The organism is Massilia eurypsychrophila (assembly GCF_002760655.1).
GTDB lineage: Bacteria > Pseudomonadota > Gammaproteobacteria > Burkholderiales > Burkholderiaceae_D > JAFCUW01.
Genome location: NZ_PDOC01000009.1, coordinates 26,869 through 41,756, shown reverse-complemented (window position 1 = coordinate 41,756; position 14,888 = coordinate 26,869). Strand labels below are relative to the sequence as shown.

At 66.3% G+C, this 14,888-nt stretch carries 13 protein-coding genes; 4 read left to right on the top strand and 9 right to left on the bottom strand.

From position 1 onward, the window contains the following. Positions 1–206 precede the first annotated feature (206 nt). The gene (locus CR105_RS15360) at positions 207–572 is read left to right on the top strand and encodes a DUF3703 domain-containing protein (RefSeq protein ID WP_099789633.1); all 366 of its coding nucleotides are present in this window, start codon (positions 207–209) and stop codon (positions 570–572) included. 67 nt (positions 573–639) lie between these two features. Here the strand turns inward: CR105_RS15360 and CR105_RS15355 are convergent, their stop codons facing one another. From CR105_RS15355 to CR105_RS15330, 6 genes are all read right to left on the bottom strand, one after another. Next, positions 640–873 carry a hypothetical protein gene (locus CR105_RS15355; RefSeq protein WP_099789630.1) on the bottom strand — a complete coding sequence of 78 codons (234 nt, stop codon included), beginning with the start codon at positions 871–873 and terminating at the stop codon, positions 640–642. A 60-nt stretch (positions 874–933) separates the two neighbouring features. Beyond that, entirely contained in the window at positions 934–1,812 is an 879-nt protein-coding gene (locus tag CR105_RS15350) for a hypothetical protein (protein ID WP_099789627.1), read from the bottom strand. A 147-nt stretch (positions 1,813–1,959) separates the two neighbouring features. Further along, positions 1,960–5,121, bottom strand: coding sequence for an efflux RND transporter permease subunit (locus CR105_RS15345; protein WP_099789624.1), 3,162 nt, complete (start codon positions 5,119–5,121; stop codon positions 1,960–1,962). Beyond that, positions 5,118–6,284, bottom strand: coding sequence for an efflux RND transporter periplasmic adaptor subunit (locus CR105_RS15340; protein WP_099789622.1), 1,167 nt, complete (start codon positions 6,282–6,284; stop codon positions 5,118–5,120). Before CR105_RS15340 ends, CR105_RS15345 begins: the two co-directional genes overlap by 4 nt. A gap of 72 nt (positions 6,285–6,356) precedes the next feature. Beyond that, on the bottom strand, positions 6,357–7,721 hold the full coding sequence (locus CR105_RS15335; RefSeq protein ID WP_099789619.1) for an ATP-binding protein: 1,365 nt from the start codon (positions 7,719–7,721) through the stop codon (positions 6,357–6,359). Beyond that, positions 7,718–8,446 carry a response regulator gene (locus tag CR105_RS15330; RefSeq protein WP_099789616.1) on the bottom strand — a complete coding sequence of 243 codons (729 nt, stop codon included), beginning with the start codon at positions 8,444–8,446 and terminating at the stop codon, positions 7,718–7,720. The genes CR105_RS15335 and CR105_RS15330 overlap by 4 nt, the downstream gene beginning before the upstream one ends. A 193-nt stretch (positions 8,447–8,639) precedes the next feature. On the opposite strand from CR105_RS15330, the gene CR105_RS15325 reads away from it, so the two are divergent. Beyond that, positions 8,640–9,134, top strand: coding sequence for a Spy/CpxP family protein refolding chaperone (locus tag CR105_RS15325; protein WP_099789613.1), 495 nt, complete (start codon positions 8,640–8,642; stop codon positions 9,132–9,134). Positions 9,135–9,360: 226 nt separating this feature from the next. Next, positions 9,361–9,717, top strand: a complete 357-nt coding sequence (locus tag CR105_RS15320) for a hypothetical protein (RefSeq protein ID WP_099789611.1) — start codon at positions 9,361–9,363, stop codon at positions 9,715–9,717. On the opposite strand, the gene CR105_RS15315 is transcribed toward CR105_RS15320, so the two are convergent. Continuing rightward, the gene (locus CR105_RS15315) at positions 9,704–10,210 is read right to left on the bottom strand and encodes an Lrp/AsnC family transcriptional regulator (RefSeq protein ID WP_099789608.1); all 507 of its coding nucleotides are present in this window, start codon (positions 10,208–10,210) and stop codon (positions 9,704–9,706) included. The genes CR105_RS15320 and CR105_RS15315 overlap by 14 nt on opposite strands. A 75-nt stretch (positions 10,211–10,285) precedes the next feature. On the opposite strand from CR105_RS15315, the gene ilvB reads away from it, so the two are divergent. Then, the gene (gene ilvB, locus CR105_RS15310; RefSeq protein WP_099789605.1) at positions 10,286–12,037 is read left to right on the top strand and encodes a biosynthetic-type acetolactate synthase large subunit; all 1,752 of its coding nucleotides are present in this window, start codon (positions 10,286–10,288) and stop codon (positions 12,035–12,037) included. A 27-nt stretch (positions 12,038–12,064) separates the two neighbouring features. On the opposite strand, the gene dsbD is transcribed toward ilvB, so the two are convergent. Both dsbD and CR105_RS15300 read right to left on the bottom strand, forming a co-directional pair. Next, positions 12,065–13,888, bottom strand: coding sequence for a protein-disulfide reductase DsbD (dsbD, locus tag CR105_RS15305; RefSeq protein WP_370660686.1), 1,824 nt, complete (start codon positions 13,886–13,888; stop codon positions 12,065–12,067). Positions 13,889–14,224: 336 nt separating this feature from the next. After that, the gene (locus CR105_RS15300) at positions 14,225–14,824 is read right to left on the bottom strand and encodes a PEP-CTERM sorting domain-containing protein (protein ID WP_099789600.1); all 600 of its coding nucleotides are present in this window, start codon (positions 14,822–14,824) and stop codon (positions 14,225–14,227) included. Positions 14,825–14,888 lie beyond the last annotated feature (64 nt).

Genomic DNA, 14,888 nt, shown 5'->3' with positions numbered 1-14,888 from the left:
CCACACAATGCAATTGCAAATCGTCGGCCTGCCCCGGCACTAGCTGCGCCTGCGGCTGCCAGAAGCAGATCGAACAAAAAGCGTGCAGCTGCGGCCCGCAATGCCAATGCGGAGCTGCTTGCTCCTGTGCGAACAGCTGATGCCGACGCGGATGCCGCCAGCCCACCACACGGGGGTGGCGCCGGCGGCATCCCAGGGAGACAAGCATGGCGATAAAAAATGAATTGCAAGCGTGGTTTGAGACTGAAATGGTCAACGCGGAATCGTTTATCCGAGCTGGTCTATTCGACGCTGCCATGGGTTGCCTGGAAAGGGCGCATGTCGTGGGGCAAGGCTATGTGTGGCCCCACGTCCGTACACATTGGGCGATGTTGCGCATCGCCGCGAGGCGCCGCTTGCTTGTCGATGCCTGCGGCCAAGCCATGCGCATTTTTCTCGGCGCCATGGGATCTGCAGTCGGACTTGTACCATCCGGAAACACGGGCAGCAGTGCTGTCAACATGTTCAAGCGTATGCCGATCGAGCCGCATCTTGCCGCGTTGATCGAGAATTCAAAACGCGATGAGACTTAGATAGGTCCCGCGGCGCAAGGGAGCGGTCGATCCAGCCACGTCCAACTACTGAAGCGGCCGGCCCGCGCTAGCGGCGCGGCCCGCCGTCGCCCGTCTTGGCGGCGCCCGGCTGCTGACTCCCCAGCTTGTCGACGTCGGCAGTGGCGTCCTCCGCCTGGTCGTGGCCGCGGCCGCGATGGCGATGTCGGCCCATGCCTTCGCGTTGCGCACTTTGCTGGATCTCGGCCACGTCATCCAAGCCTGCGTCGCCGGCAAGCTCCTCGCCGCCGGGAATGTCGGCCGGCTCGTCGCTCAGGCGCAAGAAAATAGGCGCACGTGCCAGGCCACTGTAGGAATGGCATTGGCGACGCGCCCCGGTTTCTCAGCGCCCGCGCCTGTATTCCGGGAACATTTCCTTGAACAGAAACGCCTGCAGCTCGGCCGTGTCGGCCGGCCGCGCGCTCATCGTCACCACCCGTTGCAGGCGGTGCGAATCCCACTCGAAGTCGCCGGTCTTTTCCTTGCGGATCAGCTCGATCATCTTCTTGACGACGGCCGTCTCGACGTCGGGCTCGGTGCCCACTTCCACCGTCACCTGCTGCAGCCAGCGGCGCTTGAAATTCGGGTTCCAGCCGCGAAACTTGAGATCGGCGCTGAGCGACGTCTTGTTGGTGAGAGTAAATACGCCGCCGGTTTCGTTCTTGTCGTCACCGCGGCTGCGGCCGTTGGCGGCGGCAATGTTGGCCTTGGCGATGCGGTCGGCGCGCGCATTTTCGCTTTCCTCGGCAGGCTGGTCGCCCGGCTCCTTGGCGCCGCGGGCCTTGCGGCGCGCCTCGACGTAGGCCTGCATGTCGACTTCCTGCGGCGGCGGCGAGACCACCGGCTTTGGCTCTTCCACCACCACTTCGACCGGCTTTTCTTTCGGCACGGTGATCGTGTTGGGCAGGCGCTTGACCTGCACCGGCGTCGACTTCGTCACTTTTTTCGGCGCCTGCTGCTGCGGCGGTTTCGGTTTCGGTTTGCCCGGCGGCAGCGGCGCGACGTAGACCATCGTCCCGCCGGCGGGCGGCGGCGCGTGCTTCTCGGTCTTCGGCTGCAACAGGTAGATTGCCACCAGCAGCAAGTGCAGCAGGATCGTCGCCACCACGGCGGTACGGTTCGGTCCGCGACGGTCCCACGGACTCACCGTGGCAGGCAGAGCCTGGCCGCAGTGGTCGCAAATACCGTTATTGTCGGGCGAAAAGTGGGAATGATCACGCAAAATGAAAACAACTCCTGGGACGGCGTCGATGCGACGCGGCAGAGCCGCAGTCTAACCGTTTTGCGCAGCATGCGCACGGCGGCTCACTTGTAGAGCTTACAAGATTACCGCCGTGCAGCTTGTTACAGTGTGTATCAGCAACTGCAACTAGCCGGCGCGGCGCACCGGGTGCGGCGCCTGTTCGCGCGCCACCAGTTTCTCCGGCGCCGCATGCGGTTCGTCGGCCACGTCGAAGGCGGCGAGCTGCTTGTCGGTCATCGGCCCGCTGCCGCTGTAGCGGTCGAGGAACAGGTAGATCACCGGCGTGATGTACAGCGTGATCACTTGCGAGAACAGCAGGCCGCCGACGACGGCCAGGCCGAGCGGCTGGCGCAGTTCGGCGCCGGCGCCGATGCCCAGCGCGATCGGCAAGGCGCCCATCAGCGCGGCCAGGGTCGTCATCAGGATCGGCCGGAAACGCAGGATGCACGCTTCGCGGATCGCCGCCTCCGGCGCCATGCCGCCGTTGCGCTGGGCGTCGATGGCGAAGTCGATCATCATGATGGCGTTCTTCTTGACGATGCCGATCAGCATCAGGATGCCGATGATGGCGATCATCGTCAGGTCGAGGCCGAAGATGCGCAAGGTCAGCAGCGCGCCGACGGCCGCCGACGGCAGGCCGGCGAGAATGGTCAGCGGGTGGATGTAGCTCTCGTAGAGCACGCCGAGCAGCACGTAGATCACGCCGAGCGCGGCGAGAATCAGGATCAGCTGGCTCGATTGCGAATCCTTGAACACGGCCGCGTCGCCACCGTACTTGGTGATGATCGACGGCGGCAGGCCCATGTCCTTGGCCATCTTGTCGATCGCGCTGGTGGCGACGCCGAGCGGCACGTCCGGCGCCAGGTTGAACGACAGCGTGATCGCCTGCAGCTGGCCCTGGTGGTTGACCGAGATCGGCCCGACGGTACGCTCGACCCGCGCGAACGACGCCAGCTGCACCAGCTGGCCGTCCTTGCTGCGCACCGACACGCGCGACAGCGCATCGTCGAACTGGCGGTCGGCCGCATCGGCCTCGAGGATGACGTTGTAGCTGGCGGCCGGCGCGTAGATGGTCGAGACCTGGCGCTCGCCGAACGCGGCGTACAGCGCGGTGCGCACGTCGGCCATCTGCACGCCGAGCACGTTGGCCTTGTCGCGGTCGATTTTCAAGGACGCCTGCAGGCCGCGGTTCTGCGAGTCGCTGGTGACGTCGCGGAAGTTCGGATCGTTGCGCATCGCTTCCTGGAACTTGCTGGCCCACGCGCCGAGCGAATCGGAGCTGATGCTTTGCAAGGTGTACTGGTAGCGGCTCTTGCTCGGGCGCCCGCCGAGCTGCAGGTTCTGGATCGGGCTCAGATACACGGCGACGCCGGGCACGGCGCGGGTGGCCTTGCGGATGCGGTCCAGCACCGCCGGCATCTTGTCGCGGTCGGCGCGCGGCTTGAGCACCAGGAACATGCGCCCGCTGTTGCCCCCGCCCGTAAACGACGTCACGTCCTGCACCGCCGGATCGGCCTTGATGATGGCGGCGACCCGCTCCTGCAGTTCGAGCAGCGCCGCCGACGAGGTGTCTTCGGCCGCCTCGGTGGTGACGCGGATCTGGCCGAGGTCTTCCTCCGGGAAGAAGCCCTTCGGGATCGTCACGTACAGCACCACCGTCAGCGCGAAGGTGGCCAGCGCCACCAGCAGCACCACGTTGCGGTGCGCCAGCGCGACGTCGAGCGAGCGCTCGTAGCCGTTGCGCACGCGCGCAAAACCGCGTTCGAAGTGGCGGCCGATGAAGCTCTTTTCGCCTTCGCCGTTTTCGACGTGGGCCGGCAGCAGGCGGCTCGCCAGCATCGGCACCAAGGTCAGCGAGACCACCGCCGACACCAGGATCGACAGGCCGACGACCACCGCGAATTCGTGGAACAGCAAGCCGATCACGCCGGGCATGAAGAAGATCGGGATGAACACGGCCACCAGCGAAATCGAAATCGAGACGATCGTAAAGCCCATCTCTTTGGAGCCGACCAGCGCGGCCTGCATCGGTTTTTTGCCCATCTCGATGTGGCGCACGATATTTTCCAGCACGACGATGGCGTCATCGACGACCAGGCCGACGGCCAGCGTGATGCCCAGCAGCGAGACGTTATCGAGGCTGTAGCCGAGCCAGTTGAGCAGCGCCAGCGCGCCGAGCAGCGAGATCGGCATCGTCACCGCCGGGATAAAGGTGGCCGCGGCGCGGTGCAGGAACAGGAAGATCACCAGCACCACCAGCGCGACGGTGGCGGCGAGGGTCAGGTTGACGTCGTGGATCGCTTCGCGGATCGACACCGAGCGGTCGTTGACCAGGTTGATCTTGATCGAGGCCGGCACCTGCGACTGGAACTGCGGCAGCAGTTTGCGCACCGCGTCGACCACCTGCACCGTGTTGGCGTTGGGCTGGCGCTGCACCAGCAGCACGATCGAGCGCTCGCCGTTGTAGCTGCCGGCCGTCTTGACCGACTGGAAGCTGTCCTCGACGGTGGCGACGTCGCGCAGGCGCACCGCCTGGCCGTTGCGGTTGGCGACGATCAGTTCGGCAAATTCGGACGCCTTCATCAGCTGCGGATTGCCCTGGATCGTCAGGGTCTGGCTGGGGCCGTCGAGAATGCCGAGCGGCGAATTCGAATTGGCCGCGCGCAGCGCGATGGCCAGTTCGTCCATCGACAGGTTACGCGCGTTCATCAGGTCGGCCTTGGCGCGCACCCGCACGGCGAAGCGTTTCTGGCCGTTGACGCTGACCTGCGCCACGCCCGGCAAGGTCGACAGGCTCGGGGCGATCAGGTTCTCGGCGTAGTCGTTCAGGTCCGACAGACTCATCGACGGCGACGTCATCGTCATGAACAGCACCGGCGCGTCGGCCGGGTTGACCTTGCGGTACGACGGCAGCTCCGTCATTTCCTGCGGCAGCTGGCGCTGGGCGCCGAGCAGCGCCGCCTGGACGTCGATGGCGGCGACGTTGACGTCGATGCTGGGGTTGAATTCGAGCGTCAGCGAGGTCTGGCCCTGGGTGCTGGTCGAGGTGATCAGGTCGATGCCGGCAATGGTGGAGAACTGCTTTTCCAGCGGCAGCGCGACCGACGACGCCATCGTCTCCGGACTGGCGCCGGACAGGTTGGCCTGCACGTTGATGACGGGCGTGTTATAGCTCGGCAGCGCGGCCACCGGGATGCTGCGGTAGGCCAGCACGCCGATCAGCACGATGGCGATCGACAGCAGCACCACCATCACGGGGCGCCGGATCGACAGTTCGGAGATGCTCATGAAGGGTCCTTGGTGGCGACGCGGGTCGGGCCGCCCTTCGGCGCGGCCGGCTCGGCAAGCTTGACCTTGCCGCCCGGGCGCAGGTTCTGCTTGCCTTCGGTAATGACCTGCTCGTCGCCGGCCAGGCCCGATACGGCCGCGTGCAGGCCGAAGCCGTGCAGGCGCGCCACCGGCACCTGGCGCGCCGACTGGTCGGCGTCGACGACGTAGACGAAGCTGCCGCGCGTGCTGGTGATGATGGACGTTTGCGGGATCACGACAGCGCCGGCCAGCGTCTGCAAGGTCAGCCTGGTGGTGACGTACTGCCCCGGCCACAGGCTGCTGTCGCGGTTGTCGAAGCGGGCCTTGACGCGGATCGTGCCGGCCACCGGGTCGACCGTGTTGTCGATGAAGCTGACGGTGCCGGTGACCGGTTTGCCGGCCTCGCCGGCGATGGCGTCGACCTTGACGGCGCCGTTCTTTTGCGCCGCCAGCAGCTTGCCGAGCGCCGACTCGGGCAAGGTGAAGGCGACGTTGATCGGATCGAGCTGGGTGACGGAGGTCAGCGACGTGGCCGGCTGCACCAGGCTGCCGGGGAACACGTTGATGGCGCCGACCCGCCCGCTCATCGGCGCGCGGATCGTGTTGTAGCTGGCCGCCACGCCGGTGGCGCGCAGCGCGGCCTGGTTGGCCGCCAGCAGCGCGCGCGCCGAATCGACCTGGCTCTTCAAGGTGTCGAGCGCGCTCTGGGCCAGGAACTTTTGCGCCACCAGCTCTTCGCTGCGCTTGTACTGGCGCTCGACGTCGGCCAGCGCGGCCTGGTCGCGGGCGATCTGGGCGCGCGCCTTGTCGACGTTGGCGCGGTCGCCGCGGTCGTCGAGCGAGAACATCAGCTCGCCCGCCTTGACGAACTGGCCTTCCTTGATATGCACGGTGCGGATGGTGCTGGTGATCTGCGGATGCAGTTCGACGCTGCTGACCGGGGTGACGGTGCCGTTCGAGCGCACTTCGACCGGCACGTCCTGGCGCTGCGGCTTGATGACGCTGACCACCGTCGGCGGCTGGGCGGCGCCCTTGGCGCCGGCGGCGCCCCTGGGCGCTTCGCCGGCTCCCTGCAGGTACCACGCGGTGGCGCCGATGATGGCGATGGCGGCGGCAATGACACCAATATTCTTCTTGTTCATGCTGTTCCCTGTCCGCCCGCGCGGGCGGCTGTTGCAGTTAATTGAAATCGGTCAGCGCGATTGTCGCATGGTTCATTTTGCGGCGTAATACTCCGGCAGCACCAGGGTCACCAGGAGGCCGCCGTCGGGATGGTTGGCCAGCGCCAGCGTGCCGCCGTGCTGCTCGGCAATATTGCGGGCGATGGTCAGGCCCAGGCCGGTGCCGCCCGACTCGCGCGAGCGCGAACTTTCGACCCGGTAGAACGGCTCGAACACGCGGGCCTGCTCGGCGCTGGCGATGCCGGGGCCGGCGTCGCGGATGTGGATGCGCGCCGCGCCGGCCATGCGCTCGACCGTGACGACCGCTTCCTGGCCGTACTTGACGGCGTTGTCGATCAGGTTGACCAGGCAGCGGCGCAAGCCCATCGGTCGCCCCAGCAGCGCCATCGCGGCGCGCCCGTTGAGCACGACGTGCTGGCCGGCATCGCTGGCGTCGGAACAGACGCTGTCGAGCAGCGAATCGAAGTCGAGCGGCTGCATCGCCTCGGTGGTGTCGACGCTGCGCGCCAGGTCGAGTCCTTCCTTGACCATCGCCTGCATCGCCGACAGGTCGCCGACCAGGCGCTCCTGCAGCTCCGGGTCGGACACTTTTTCAAGGCGCAGGCGCAGGCGCGTCAGCGGCGTTTGCAAGTCGTGGGTGATCGCCGCCAGCATCTGGGTGCGCTGGAAGATGTACTGGCGGATGCGCGCCTGCATGGCGTTGAAGGCGGCGCTGGCCTGGCGGATCTCGCTGGCGCCGGCCAGTTTCAAAGGCGGGTGGTTGATGTCGTTGCCGAGGTCCTTGGCCGCCTGCGCCAGCTGCTTGAGCGGACGGGTCGTCATGCGCGCGACCAGGTAGGCGAGGAAGGCGATACTGACCAAGAACAGCGCGATGATGGTGCGGTAGTCGGTCTTGCCGGCGAACGGCGACGGCCGCGGCGGCAGCACCGACAGGCGCAGCTGCTCGCCGTCGCGCAGCCGCACGTCGATGCTCTCGCAGACGCCGCGCCACGGCGCCTTGGTTTCGCCGAACATGGTCGACTGGGTGCGCGGCACGTCGCACGCGGCCGGGCGCGCCGAGATCGATGCGAGCTGGTAGGCGCGGCCGAGGCGCTGCGCCAGCGCGGCGGCAAACACGGAGTGCGCGTTCGAGTGCGCCAGTGCGCCGGTGACTTCCTCGAGCAGGATGCCGGGCCGGTTGGCCACCGCCAGGTACGCCAGCCGCGCCGACGCCGGCACCACTTCGGCGGCCATGATCAGTTGCTCGGCGCGCTCGAGCGCGTGCATGTCGCGGTACTCTTCGATGACGCGCTGGCGCTCGGCGTCGGCCAGCCATTGGGTCAGCGCGGCCGACAGCACGATCCCCAGCAGCAGCGTCAGGAACACGCGGCCGGTCATCGAGCCGAAGAACGCCTTCATGCCGGCGGCTCGACCGTGACCTGGCCGGCCAGCACGTAGCCGCCGTTGCGCACCGTCTTGATGATCTGCGGCAGACGCGCGTCTTCGCCCAGCTTCTGGCGCAGGCGGCTGATCTGGATGTCGATCGAGCGGTCGAACGGATCGGCGTCGCGCCCTTGCGTGAGGTTCAGCAGCTGGTCGCGGTTGAGCACCCGGTTCGGGTGTTCGAGGAACACGCGCAAGAGGCGAAATTCGGCGCCCGACAGCATGATCACCATGCCGTCCGGGTTGAGCAGGTGGCGCGCGGTCAGGTCGAGCGTCCAGCCGGAGAAGCGCATCTGCTGGGCGTTGTCGGCCGGCGTATTCGACGGCATCGCGTGGCTGCGCCGCAGCACGCTGCGGATGCGCGCGAGCAGCTCGCGCGGCTCGAACGGCTTCGGCAGGTAGTCGTCGGCGCCCATCTCGAGGCCGAGGATGCGGTCGAGCGGCTCGTTGCGCGCCGTGAGCATGATCACCGGCAAGGTCGAATGGGCGCGCAGCTTGCGGCACAGGGTCAGGCCGTCGTCGCCGGGCAGGTTCAGGTCGAGCACGATGAGGTCGGGGCGCGCCTCGTCGAGTATCTTCCACATCGCCGTGCCGTCGGCCGCGGCCAGGGCGCGGTAGCCGTTCGACTCGAGGTAGTCGGCCAGCAGCGAGCGGATGTCGCGGTCGTCGTCGACGATCAGAATGGTAGAGGGAGTATCCATGATGGGATTATCCCCAGTTAAGGTCCCCATGAACAGGGTATTTGTATCATCATGTATATACGCCGGGGGTCGAAACAAATTGATACAAAGTGCGCGGCAGCGGACATCCGGTGGAAACACCGCGCCACCATGATGGGAACCGTGCACCGAGCAGTTGAGACGCACAACCCACTTAACTCTCAAGGAAAAACACATGAACGCATTACGCAAGCAGGTCCTGATCGCCATGGTCGTCGCCGGCTTCGGCAGCGTCGCCATCGCACAAACGGCGGCCGCGCCGGAAGGCCGCCACGGCCACGCCGTCAGCCAGGAACAGCGGATGGCAAAATGGAGCGAGCATTACGCCAAGCGCCAGGCCAAACAGGCCGCAGCGCTGCAGCTGACGCCGGAGCAGCAGCCGGCATGGACGGCCTACCAGGCAGCGATCAAGCCGACGCCAATGGCAGGACGGGGCGAGCACGCGGCGATGGCGACCCTGTCGGCCCCGGCCCGGATGGAGAAGATGATCGCCATGGCCAAGCAGCACACCGCCGCCATGGAATCGAAGCTGGCCGCGCTGAACACCTTCTATGCGACGCTGACGCCGGCGCAGAAGAAAGTGTTTGACGAGAGCACCATGCGCGGACGCGGTCACGGCGGCGGTCACCACGGTGGCGGCCATCACATGAAGGGTGGCATGCGCGGCTGATCGCGCGGCACGCAACCACAGAGGAGCTTCGGCTCCTCTTTTTTTGGCGATGTCACCGCGAAGTCGGGGATATTGAACTACGCCCAACGGCCGAGGTCTGAACCAGACCGGATCGCGGCGACATAGCCCTTTTTTTGCCCATCCCGTTCAATATTGTGTAATATCCATTCGTATATCCGCACGGCAACACCGGCTCGACAACACCAACAACAATTGGAGACCGCTGATGAATACCTGCATTTACGACAAGAGCGACAAAGGCCGCGAGGAAATCGCCACACGCAAGCACCACCTCCCTGCCCGGCTGCGCATGCTGCTGGTCCAGATCGACGGGCGCCACACGCGCGCGTCGCTGCTGGCCAAGCTGGCGGCGGTAGGCTTGGGCGAGGCCGACATCGACGAATTGCTGACGCAGCAGTTCATCGTGCTGGTCGGCGGCGGCCCGGCAGTGGACGACGCGCCGGAGCACGCCTCGGCCGCGCCGCGCTTGCCGGCGTCGGCGCGGGCTCGCATGCTGGCCCGGACGCGCGACCTGGCGGCGCGCCGGCGCGAGTCGGCGCAGGCCGGCGCTAGCGCCGAGTAGGCGCCGGCGCCGCAGCCAGCGGCGTATCCGATTTTTTCAGCGTGCGCAGCACAAAGCTCGATTTGCTGTGGCGGATGCCGGGTATCTGGTACAGCTGCTCGCGCAACAGCCGTTCATAGTCGCGCGTATCCTTCACCGCAATGCGGATGAAATAATCGTAGTCGCCCGAAATGAGGAACGCCTCGAGAATCTCGGGGATCGATTCGAGCGCGCGACCGAACTCCCAAAGCGTCTCCTCGCTGTGGCTCTCCAGGGTGACCTGCACGATCACCGTATCCTGGTAGCCGATCTGGGCCAGGTCGACCCTGACCGTGTAGCCCTGGATCGCGCCCGACTCCTCCATCCGCTTGATGCGGTTCCAGCACGAAGTGGTCGACAGCCCGACCGCGCGGCCGATCTCCTGCAAGGTGGTGCGCGAGTCGGCCAGCAGCACGCGCAGGATCGCGCGGTCGTGCTCGTCGAATTTTTTTCCGGCTTTGCCGTCGATATCCATCAAATTTTCCGAAACTGGTGAAATCACGCTGAAATTATGAAGCACTTTCACCGGTTGCGTGGATAAAATTTAGCGATGAACATATCACCCAACGAGATGGAAAACCTGGCCGTCAGCGGCGCCCAGGTGCTGGTGCGCACGCTGATCGAGTGCGGCGTGGATACCGTTTTCGGCTACCCCGGCGGCGCTGTGCTGCCGCTGTACGACGCGCTGCACCTGGACGGGCGCCTGCGCCACGTGCTGGTGCGCCACGAGCAGGCGGCCGTGCACGCCGCCCAGGGCTACGCGCGCTCGACCGGCCGGCTCGGCGTGGTGTTCGTCACCTCCGGCCCGGGCATCGCCAACACCACCTCCGGCCTGCTCGATGCGCTCAGCGATTCGATCCCGGTGCTGTGCATCAGCGGCCAGGTGGCGACGACGTCGATCGGCACCAATGCATTCCAGGAATGCGACGCGCTCGGCATTTCACGCACGGTGACGAAATGGAACGTGCAGGTGCGCGACAGCGCCGACATCGCCGCCACCATCCGCCGCGCGGTTGCCGAGGCCACCGGCGGGCGCCCCGGCCCGGTGCTGGTCGATGTGCCGAAGGATGTGCAGGCGCAGCGCCTGCAGGCGCCGCCCGCGCTGCCTGCCTTGGCGGCGGCGCCGGTGCAGCACGATGTCCCCGCGGCCGCGCTGGCGGCGGCCGCCGCCATGATCGCCGCGGCGCGCCGGCCGGTGATGTACGGCGGTGGCGGGCTGATCAATTCGGGCGAGGCGGCGTGCGCCAGCTTTACCGAGCTGGTGCTCAGAACGAACGCGCCTTGCACGCTGACGCTGATGGGACTTGGCGCCTTCCCCGCCTCGCAGCCGCAATGGCTCGGCATGCTGGGCATGCACGGCACGCTGGAGGCGAACCTGGCCATGCACGAGGCGGACCTGGTGGTGTGCGTCGGCGCGCGCTTCGACGACCGCGTCACCGGCAAGCTCGACGACTTCTGTCCCGGTGCGCGCATCATTCACATCGACATCGATCCGGCCTCGATCGGCAAGGTCGTGTCCACCGATATCGGCCTGGCGGGCGACTGCCACGCGGTGCTGGCCGGGCTGCATCGCCAACTCGACGCGCTGGCGCTCGATGCGGGCGCGACGGCGGCGTGGTGGCGGCAGATCGCCGCCTGGCGCGCGCACGGCTCGCTCGGCTTCACTGGCGGCGAAGGGGCCTCGACCATCGTGCCCCAGCAACTGATGCAGCGGCTGGCAGCCGCCCTTGCCGGCCAGGACGCCATCGTGGCGACCGACGTCGGACAGCACCAGATGTGGGCGGCGCAATATCTGCCGTTCGATGCACCGCGCCGCTGGCTGACCTCGGGCGGCGCCGGCACCATGGGCTACGGCTTGCCGGCGGCAATCGGCGCGCAGATTGCCCATCCCGGCAAGCTGGTGGTCTGCGTCAGCGGCGACGCCTCGATCCAGATGAACATCCAGGAGTTGTCCACCGCCATGCAGCATCGCTGCCCGGTCAAGGTGATCCTGTCAAACAATGGCTGCATGGGAATGGTGCGGCAGTGGCAAGAACTGCACCACGGCGCCCGCTACAGCCACAGCTACACCGAGGCGCTGCCCGATTTCGTCGCCCTGGCGCGGGCGTTCGGGTGGCAGGCGGCACGCGTCGAGCATGCCGATGAGCTCGACGCTGCGCTCGCCGCCTGCCTGGCGTCGACCGGTCCGTTTTTGCTCGACGTGGTGGTCGAACAGGCCGAAAACTGCTTTCCGATGATTCCGGCCGGGTGCGGCCATCATGAGGTCATGCTGGCGAAAGACCGCACTTGGTCGACGCCCTGATGCCGGCCCGCACCTGCAGCCGTCGCCTTATTTCAGCTTTGCCAGCGACGCGGTGAACTTTTCGGCGTTCTGGTAGCCGATGACGCGGCTGTCGGGAATTTCCTGGCCGCGCGCGTCGAACAGGATGATGCCGGGTGGCCCGAACAGGCCGAACCGCTTGAGCATCGCCTTGTCGTCGGCGTCGTTGGCCGTCACGTCCACCTGCAGCAGCACGCTGTCGGCCAGCCTGGCCTTGACGCCGGGGTCGACGAAGGTCAGCTTTTCCATCTCCTTGCACGAGACGCACCAGTCGGCGTAGAAGTCGAGCATCGCCGTCTTGCCGCCGGTTTGGGCCAGCGCCGCGTCGAGCTGGGCGACCGTCTTGATGCGGGTAAAGCGCAGGCCGTGTTCGCCCGCGCCGGGCGCCAGGTGGGCCAGTGGCGCCAGCGGGTCGCGCCCGCCGCTGGCAAAGCCGAGCAGCTGGACCACGCCGAGCACGGCGAACGCGGCCGCCAAGGTCATGGCTGCCCAGTGGCGGGTGGAACGCAGCAGGTAGAAGCCGTAGCCCATCAGCAGCGCCGCCCACATTACCATCTGCAGCGCCGCCGGCAGCACGGGCGACACCAGCCACAGCGCCATCGCCAGCATCAGCACGCCGAAGAAGCGCTTGACCGAGTTCATCCAGGCGCCGGCGCGCGGCAGCAGCGAGCCGGCCGACACACCCACCAGCAGCAGCGGAATGCTCATGCCGATCGCCATCGCGAACAGCGCGGCGCCGCCGACGACGACGTCGCGCGTCTGGCTGATGTAGAGCAGCGCACCGGCCAGCGGCGCGGCGACGCACGGACCGACGATCAGCGCGGAGATGGCGCCCATGGCGAACACGCCGGCCAGCTTGCCGGACGACTGGCGGCCGGACGCGTTGGCCAGCCGGGTTTGCAGCGCGGCCGGCAGCTGCAGTTCGTAGACGCCGAACATCGACAGCGCCATGGCGACGATCAGGATGCCGAAGGTGCCCAGCACCCAGGGGTTCTGCAGCGCCGCGGCCAGGCCTTCGCCGGCCAGTCCGGCGGCCACGCCCAGCGCCGTGTAGACCAGCGCCATGCCGAGCGCGTAGGTGACCGACAGCAGCAAGGCGCGCGCGCGCTTGATGGCCCCCTCGCCGACAATGATCGACGACAGGATCGGCACCATCGGCAACACGCACGGCGTAAACGCCAGGCCCAGGCCGAGCAAAATAAAGGCGGGAATGATGGCGACGAGCTTGCCGCCACCTAGCACCGCGGCAATGCCGGACAGTTCGGATGGCGCGGCCCCGGCCGGCGCCATAGCAACCGGGGCGGCGGACGCCGGCGTCGCCGGCGTCACGCTCATCGCCGGCGTCGCGCCAGGCGCTGCGACGGCGTTGCCCATCAGCCGCTCGGTCGCTTCCTGCGGCGAATAGCACAGGCCGGCATCGGCGCAGCCTTGCGAGGTCGCCTTCAAGGTGAACAGGCCGGCGGCCTGCACCGGCATCGTGATGGTGACCGATTTGCGGTACGTCTCGACGTTTTTCTGGAACGTATCGTCGAACTTGACTTTGCCCACAGGGAAAGTCGGCGTGCCAAGGGTGGCGCCGTCGGCGCTGAACTTGAACTGTTCGCGGTACATGTAGTAGCCGTCGGCGATGTCGTAGGTAACCGCCAGCGTGCCGCCTTCCTGCATGCGCGCCGAAAACTTGAACGCCACGCCCGGCTCGAGAAACTCGTCGGCCGCCGCGGCCGGGCCGCTCGCCAGCAGTGCGCACAGCAGCAGCAGCAGCGCCGCGCAGGCGCGCATCAACGTGTTAAACGGCGCAACACTGCGGGCGGGACGGGTCGAGACACTGGCCATGGGTTTCCTGTTGATTGTAAGCAGCCGAACTGGTCCGGACGGCGCAGGCAGAATAGTACACCCGTGCCAACGATCGCGTCGGCTACCACGGGCCAGCCGTCACGCCCTGCGTGATCGGCCCAGGCACACGGCGTCGTCGATGCACTCAAGAGTGCATCGGTGGCAGGTTTAGAACGTGAGGATCGGTGGACCTTGGTGCCGTCGAGCGGATTACCGCTCCGTTGGCTGCCCTGCAACGCCCTGGACGCTGACGCCAGCCGGACCAGCGCTACGTTCATTTTCAAACGCGACCCCATCTGTGTCGCGGACGCAGATGGAATACTCCAGATGCCGGTATTAGAGAATTTGAGCGCTGCGGCGGCGCGCCGCGAACAGTCCAGAGATCCCGAGGCCCAGCAATGCCAGACTTGCAGGTTCCGGAACCACATTGGCGCCAACGATCGATGCAGTTCCGCTGCCCAAGCCTGTGATGACGATGCTATACGTGCCGGCATTACTGTTACCAAAGCCAGTTTCGACCACGAAATAGTCAATACCAGCAGTTAAGTTCACTACAAATCCCGCGCCGCCAATGCCCGGATAATCGTCGTTTAACGTAATGATATTGGCCGTTGGCGACGTTGCGGAGAATGCGTTGGCGTACAACACTAAATAGTTATCCCAAACTAACGGTAGCAAGCCCTGACTAAAGAAGGAGTAACTGCCGCTTTGATCCACGCGAAATTGTGTGACGTCATAGGCGACGTTTGTACCTATGGCACTTAAGGTCGTCGTGGAAAGCGGGCGATTCCAGGTCGGGCCGCCAACTGTTGTGTCTGTAAAGCTTAATACGCCAGCATGCCCGATGGCGGCATATAGGAGCCCCGCGGCGAAGCAAGCCGCCTTGACGATTTTCGTTAAAACGGAGGGGCAGTTCGAAGTAGTCATGGAGGACATGGTGATTTTATTTTAGTTGGTCGAACCAATTGCGAAGCAGTTATCGTGCCAATGGATTAAATTC